The sequence below is a fragment of the Rhizobium sp. 1399 genome (assembly GCF_031455475.1).
Classification (GTDB): domain Bacteria; phylum Pseudomonadota; class Alphaproteobacteria; order Rhizobiales; family Rhizobiaceae; genus Rhizobium.
In genome coordinates this window covers 1-1691 of the sequence record NZ_JAVDSU010000033.1, presented here as the reverse complement: position 1 = coordinate 1691, position 1691 = coordinate 1, and the positions used below count along the sequence as shown (strand labels likewise).

The 1691-nt window shown below is 63.3% G+C and carries 1 protein-coding gene; it reads left to right on the top strand.

Annotated features, from left to right (window positions below):
- On the top strand, window positions 1–1691 hold a 1691-nt coding region (locus tag J2X71_RS38035), incomplete at both ends, for an exopolysaccharide biosynthesis protein (protein ID WP_310390564.1).

Sequence of the window (1691 nt, the reverse complement as noted above, 5' to 3'; positions counted from 1 at the left end):
GATCTGACGTCTGGTTTACGTTTGCTCCGTCGCAGGATGGTGATGATCGCGGCTCTGATGGTGGTGCTGATGGCGGCTTTCATCGTGCTGATATCAGGGTTGAAGCCGAGCTATCATGCCGGGTCCCGGCTAATGATCCACAAGCCCCTGGCGACCGCGCTGAGCACCGGCGATGCCGGCAACAATGCGCCGCTGAACGTCACCTCCGAGACCGAGCGGCTTCTGTCCAGAAGCGTGGCGGAGCGGGTCATTCGCGACTTGCGGCTCGACGAGCGGCCGGAGTTCAACCCGGCCCTGCGCCAGGCCTCTATCGTCGATGAGATCAGGGCAACGTTGCGCGGCCTGGTGAGCAGCGATAAGCCGTCGTCGCAGCCGGCAGGCGGCAGTCTCGAGCCGATCATCCAGGCCTATTACAAGGCGCTGAGCGTATGGCGTGACGGCCAGAGCGACGTCGTCCAGATCGGCTTTACGGCCGGCGATGCCGAACTGGCAGCCGCCGTCCCGAACCGGCTCATCAGCATCTATCTCGAAGAACGCAAGGACAGTATCCGCGGCAGCCTCGACACGGCGGAAGCATGGATCGGCCAGCGCATCGGCGAACAGCAGGATCGCACCAGGGCAGCCCGCGATGCTGCCGACACCTATCAGGAAACGATGGGCGTCGTTCAAAATGACGATGATCAGAGCGAACAGATCAAGGCGATCGTCGAGCTCAGCGACCGGCAGACGAAGATCGGACAAAGCCGCGCCGACATCAAGGATACGATTGCCGCACTGGAAGCAGCCCACGACCCTTCGCTTGCCGCTCAGAACAAATCCATTCCCGACAGCATCGGCGTGATGCAAGGCGATCTGCGCACCCAGCAACAGGATCTTGCGCGCCTTCTCGACATCTATGGCAACGATGCTCCCGCCGTGGTCGATCTGCGGGCAAAGATCGACAAGTCCCGCATCGATCTCAGCACTGCGGTCGACCGGTACCTGCAGTCCATGCGCGCCAAGCTGACCGCCCTTGATGACGAGGATCGCACAGTCCGATCGGCACTGACGGCCGCCTATGAACAACGCTCCCGCTCGTCGCTGGCGCAGACCGAACTGGTGCGGCTGCAGCGCGTTGCCGACAAGGAACAGGCGGCCCTGGACAAACTCGAGGAGCAGCGCCGCAGCCTGGTCGGACAGGCCATGCTGCCGGGCGCCGAACTGGAGGTTCTCTCACCGGCCGCAGTCCCGCTCGTGCCGCAGGGACGCAGCCGGCTGTTCTATCTGATCGGCGCCTTCTTCGCATCGATCTCAGTTGCGGTGACGGCCGCCTTCGTGGTCGAGATGATGGACAGGACGGTGCGCAGCTTCGACCAGATCACCACAATGGCGCGCATCGTGCCGGCCGGCTTCGTCCCGCATTTGCGACGTAAAGACCGGAGAGATCCGTCGAGGCTGTTCGGGCAAACGCAGATCGGCATGTTCGACGAAGCGATCCGCACCGTGATGATCTCGCTCAAGCAGGCCAATGGCGGAAAGCTGCCGAACAGCATTGCCGTGACCTCGGCCCACAGCGGCGAAGGCAAGTCGCTGGTGGCCGGATCGCTGGCAATCGAACTGGCCGCCAACGGAACGCCGGTGCTGCTTGTCGACAGCGACATCCGGCGCGGACATCTCGACACGCTGTTCAGGTCCGGCCTGCAACAGGGGCT